Below are 4,752 nucleotides of genomic sequence, written 5' to 3'. Positions count from 1 at the left end.
ACGGCTGCGGCGGCCTGCGCGAGGGCATGCGCCCCGGCCAGCCGGTCCTGATCAGCGACCACATCAACCTGACGGCCGCCTCGCCGATCGTCGGCGCGAACTTCGTGGACCTCACCGACCTGTACTCGCCGCGGCTGCGCGCGCTGTGCAAGGAGGTCGACGAGACCCTGGAGGAGGGCGTCTACGTCCAGTTCCCCGGGCCGCACTACGAGACCCCGGCCGAGATCAACATGGTCCGCGTCCTGGGCGGCGACCTGGTCGGCATGTCCACGGTCCTGGAGGCCATCGCGGCCCGCGAGGCGGGCGCCGAGGTCCTGGGCATCTCCCTGGTCACCAACCTGGCGGCGGGCCTCTCGGGCGAGCCGCTGAACCACGAGGAGGTCCTCCAGGCGGGCCGCGACTCGGCCGCCCGCATGGGCGAGCTCCTCACCCGGGTGCTCGACCGCATCTGATCCCCTCCTCCCGCCCCGCCCCGCCCGGGGCGGGTCCGCCGGCCGGGCGGGTTCCTTCCCCTCCGCCCCGGCCCCGTGCGGTCCGGCGCGGGCCGGGGTTCCTGGGCGTGGTGCGCGGGGCGGCGCGCGGCGCCACGGTCCGGGTGGCCGGTCCGGATCACCCGGACCGGCCACCCGCCTCGTGCGACCCGCGCGGCGGGGAGCGGCGGCGCCGAGGAAACGGTTCACCGCTCCAGGGGCCGGTTTCGGCCGGGACCAAGGTCCCGGGTGGACCCGCCGGTTACGGGAAGGCGCGGGGCGGGGAAAAGAAGACGCCCGCCCGCTTACGTCCGTACATCCGAAAGGCACATCACCGTGACGCAGGACGACCTCCTCGCCCGGGCCCAGGCCTGGCTCGCAGAGGACCCCGACAGCGAGACCCGCGAGGAACTCGCCCGGCTCATCGAGGCCGGCGAGCACGAGGAGCTGACCGCGCGCTTCAGCGGCACGCTGCAGTTCGGCACCGCCGGGCTCCGCGGCGAGCTGGGCGCCGGTCCCATGCGCATGAACCGCTCCGTCGTGATCCGGGCCGCCGCCGGCCTGGCCGCGTACCTGAAGGCCAAGGGCCAGGGGGACGGCCTCGTCGTGATCGGCTACGACGCCCGCTACAAGTCGGCCGACTTCGCCCGCGACACCGCCGCCGTGATGACGGGCGCCGGGCTGCGCGCCGCGCTGCTGCCCCGCCCGCTGCCGACGCCCGTCCTGGCGTACGCCATAAGGCACCTGGGCGCCGTCGCGGGCGTCGAGGTGACCGCGAGCCACAACCCGCCGCGCGACAACGGCTACAAGGTCTACCTGGGCGACGGCTCGCAGATCGTGCCGCCGGCGGACGCGGAGATCGCCGCGGAGATCGCCGCCGTGCGCTCGCTGGAGGACGTGCCCCGCCCGTCGGAGGGCTGGGAGACGCTGGGCGACGAGGTCCTGGAGGCCTACCTGGAGCGCACGGACGCCGTTCTGTCCCCGGGCTCGGCCCGGACGGTGCGGACCGTCTACACGGCCATGCACGGCGTCGGCAAGGAGGTCCTGACGGCCGCCTTCGCCCGGCACGGCTTCCCGCCGCCGGCGCTCGTCGCCGAGCAGGCAGACCCGGACCCGGCGTTCCCGACGGTCGCCTTCCCGAACCCGGAGGAGCCGGGGGCCATGGACCTGGCCTTCGAGGCGGCCCGGGCCGTGGACCCGGACATCGTGATCGCCAACGACCCGGACGCGGACCGCTGCGCCGTGGCCGTGCCCGACGCGCACGCCGAGGGCGGCTGGCGGATGCTCCGCGGTGACGAGGTGGGCGCGCTGCTCGCCGCGCACCTGGTGGGCAAGGGTGCCCGGGGTGTCTTCGCCGAGTCGATCGTGTCGTCCTCGCTGCTCGGCCGGATCGCCGACGCCGCCGGGGTCGGGTACGAGGAGACGCTGACCGGCTTCAAGTGGATCGCGCGCGTCGAGGGGCTGCGGTACGGCTACGAGGAGGCGCTCGGCTACTGCGTCGACCCGGAGGGCGTCCGCGACAAGGACGGCATCACGGCGGCGCTGGCGATCGCCGAGCTGGCCTCCGAGCTGAAGGAGCGGGGCCGGACGCTGACCGACCTGCTCGACGACCTGGCGGTGGAGCACGGCCTGCACGCCACCGACCAGCTGTCGGTGCGCGTCCAGGACCTGAGCGTCATCGCGAACGCCATGGCGGCGCTGCGCGAGCGGCCCCCGGTGCGGCTCGCGGGCCTGACGGTCGTGTCGGCGGAGGACCTGACCAAGGGCACGGGGTCGCTGCCGCCGACGGACGGGCTGCGGTACCACCTGGAGGGCGACCACAAGGCCCGGGTGATCGTCCGCCCGTCCGGTACGGAGCCCAAGCTGAAGTGCTACCTGGAGGTCGTCGTCCCGGTGGCGGACGCCGGCGGGCTCCCGGCGGCGCGGGCGAAGGGCGCCGAGGTGCTCGCCGCGCTGAAGCGGGACCTGGCGGAGGCGGCCGGTCTCTGACCGCCGCGCCCCGGCCGGCGCGGGACGGCACACAGGGCCGGTACGGAAGCGATGGCCGTACCGGCCCTCCGGCATGAGCCCGGCCGGGTGCGGGTCAGCCGGTCGCCTTGAGGATCACGAGGAGGACCGCTCCGGCCACGGCCGGGGCGAGGATCTCGTACGCCCAGCGCACCTCGGGCCCGCCCTGCGCGCCCGGCCGGCCGGTGCCGGCCTCGGCCATCTCCCGCAGCTCGGCGATGGCCCGGTCGGTGGGGGCGGCCCGGCCGGCGGAGTCGAAGGACCCGGCGGCTTCCCCCGCGGCACGGGCCCCGAGGCGGGCCGCCTTCTTGCGCTTGCGCAGCGAGACGGGGACGGCCCACAGCTGGTACTTGGCGCCCTCCTGGGTGAACACCTCGCTGGAGTAGCCGGCGCGGACGTCGGCGACGGCGCTCCACGGCAGGGTGATCGTCCGGAAGGGGTTGCGGACCCGGAGCCGGTCGGCGTTGGCGTACACCACCGGCCGGATGGTGAAGGCGACGATCAGCGGCACGGCCAGGAGGAGTCCGGCGAGCGCCAGCCAGGGCGTGCGGCCCTCGCCGCGCAGCACCGCGTCCCCGGCGAAGAGGCACGCGAGGAGCAGCAGGAAGACCCCGCCCGCGATCCCCAGGGGGGAGCGGTAGGCGCGGTCGGCGTACTGCGGCTCGGCGCTCGGCCGGTCCTGGCTCGGCGCGGGGCGCGGCTCGCGGTCCGGCTCGGACGGCTGCTCGGGGGTCGTCATGCCGGAGATTGTGCCTCAGCGGGCCGGGCGGGGGCTCAGGCGGCCCGCGCGGCCACCAGATCCGCGTACAGGATGATGTTGTCGGGGCGGTGGCCGCCGGTCAGTTCGCCGCCGCAGGTGATGAGGCGCAGCTCGGGGCGGGCGGTGTCGCCGTAGACCTTCGCCGTCGGGAAGGTCTTCTTGTCGACCTGCTCCAGCTCGCGGACGCGGAAGACGGCGTCCGTGCCGTCGGCCCTGGTCACGGTGATCTCGTCGCCCACGCGGGCCTTGACGACGTCCTTGAGGACGGCGGGACCGCGCGCGGTGTCGAAGTGGCCGATGAGGACGGCGGGGCCGGTCTCCCCGGGCGTGACGCCCTTCTCGTACCAGCCGATGCGGTCGGCCTCCGCCTCCGGGGGCACCTCGACCGTGCCGTCGGCGGCGAGTCCGAGGCGGAGGACCGGCCCGCCGGGGCCGGTGTCGACGCCGGTGGACGGCATCCGGACGCGGACGGGCAGCGAGCGGGCGAGCGGCCGGACGGAGGCGGCCTCCGCCGCCGGCGCGGGCGCCGAGGCCTCGACGACGCGGGGCGGCGGCGTGCCCTCGCCGCCGGACCCGGCCGAACAGCCTGCCAGCGCGGTGACCACGGCGAGAGCGGCCGCCGTGACGAGCGGGGCGGTACGGGGGCGGGCGGGGTGACGGGTGAGGCGGGCGGGCTTCACGGGGCGCGGCTCCGGACGGACGGGGCCGGCCGCCACGGGGTGCGGCGACCGGCCCGGGTGGGGTGGGGTGGTGCTCCCGCTCGGGTCAAGGGGCGGGGAGGCGTGGATGCGGGGTGGGGGTCGCGGGGCGGTGGACCGGTCACGTGCCGGACCGGGGCCCCGGCGCGGGCCAGGACCGGTGGGGCGCCGGACGGAGCCGCCCGCCCCCGTCCGTCAGACGCGAGCCGCCGCGCGGCGGCGGACGACGAGGAAGCCGAGGCCCGCGGCGGCGAGCGAGGCCGCTCCCGCGCCGGTGGCGACGAGAGCGGTGGAGTCGCCCGCGGTGCCGGGCTCGGCACCGGCCGCGACGCCGCCCTTCGGGATGACGGAGGTCTGGCCGCCGGTGGCGGAGGTGCCCGTACCCGTGGCCGTGCCGGGCGTGCCCGTGGCCGGGCGGGTCGTGGAGGAGGCGGGCTTCTCACAGCCCTTCGGCAGCTTCGGGAAGGCGGTCCAGGTGTACGGGGTGCCGCCGCCCTGGGTGCGCTGGCCGAGCTTCGGGGTGAGGGTGTGGGCGCCGGAGATGGTCAGACCGTGGCCGGTGTCGGCGGGGTGGGCGCGGTCGACGGTGACGACCGGCTTGCCCTGCTCGTCCTTGAGTACGGCCCTGGGGCCCTTCTCCAGGTCGTGGGTGAGCGTCACGGTCAGCTGCGCGAAGACGGAGGGGATGTCCTGGCGGACGGTGCACTCGCCGATGACGACCGGAGTGCCGGCGGCCGGGGCGGGGACGCCGGAGAGCAGCTGCGGGGCGGCCTGCCGCGCCGAGCCGGGCACGTAGGCGGCGAACCCGCCGTCCTCC

The 4,752-nt window shown here is 76.5% G+C and carries 3 protein-coding genes and 2 pseudogenes; 2 read left to right on the top strand and 3 right to left on the bottom strand.

The window, feature by feature from the left end:
- Nucleotides 1–452, top strand: a pseudogene (locus RIF68_RS27775) (purine-nucleoside phosphorylase); the annotation flags it as partial.
- Nucleotides 453–806: 354 nt separating this feature from the next.
- A complete protein-coding gene (locus RIF68_RS27770) occupies nucleotides 807–2,459 on the top strand; it encodes a phospho-sugar mutase (protein ID WP_309054044.1) in 1,653 nt (550 codons plus the stop codon).
- Between the two features lie 94 nt (nucleotides 2,460–2,553).
- Here the strand turns inward: RIF68_RS27770 and RIF68_RS27765 are convergent, their stop codons facing one another.
- The 3 genes and pseudogenes from RIF68_RS27765 to RIF68_RS27755 form a co-directional block, all read right to left on the bottom strand.
- Complete coding sequence (locus RIF68_RS27765) at nucleotides 2,554–3,216, bottom strand: PH domain-containing protein (RefSeq protein ID WP_309054043.1); 663 nt, start codon at nucleotides 3,214–3,216, stop codon at nucleotides 2,554–2,556.
- A gap of 35 nt (nucleotides 3,217–3,251) precedes the next feature.
- The gene (locus RIF68_RS27760) at nucleotides 3,252–3,917 is read right to left on the bottom strand and encodes a class F sortase (RefSeq protein WP_309054042.1); all 666 of its coding nucleotides are present in this window, start codon (nucleotides 3,915–3,917) and stop codon (nucleotides 3,252–3,254) included.
- A 213-nt stretch (nucleotides 3,918–4,130) separates the two neighbouring features.
- Nucleotides 4,131–4,752: pseudogene (locus RIF68_RS27755) on the bottom strand (hypothetical protein); the annotation flags it as partial.

The organism is Streptomyces sp. (assembly GCF_031178505.1).
GTDB classification, from domain to species: Bacteria; Actinomycetota; Actinomycetes; order Streptomycetales; family Streptomycetaceae; genus Streptomyces; species Streptomyces gulbargensis.
Note: the sequence above shows the minus strand (reverse complement) of the source record. Positions and strands in the feature narration are given on the sequence as shown.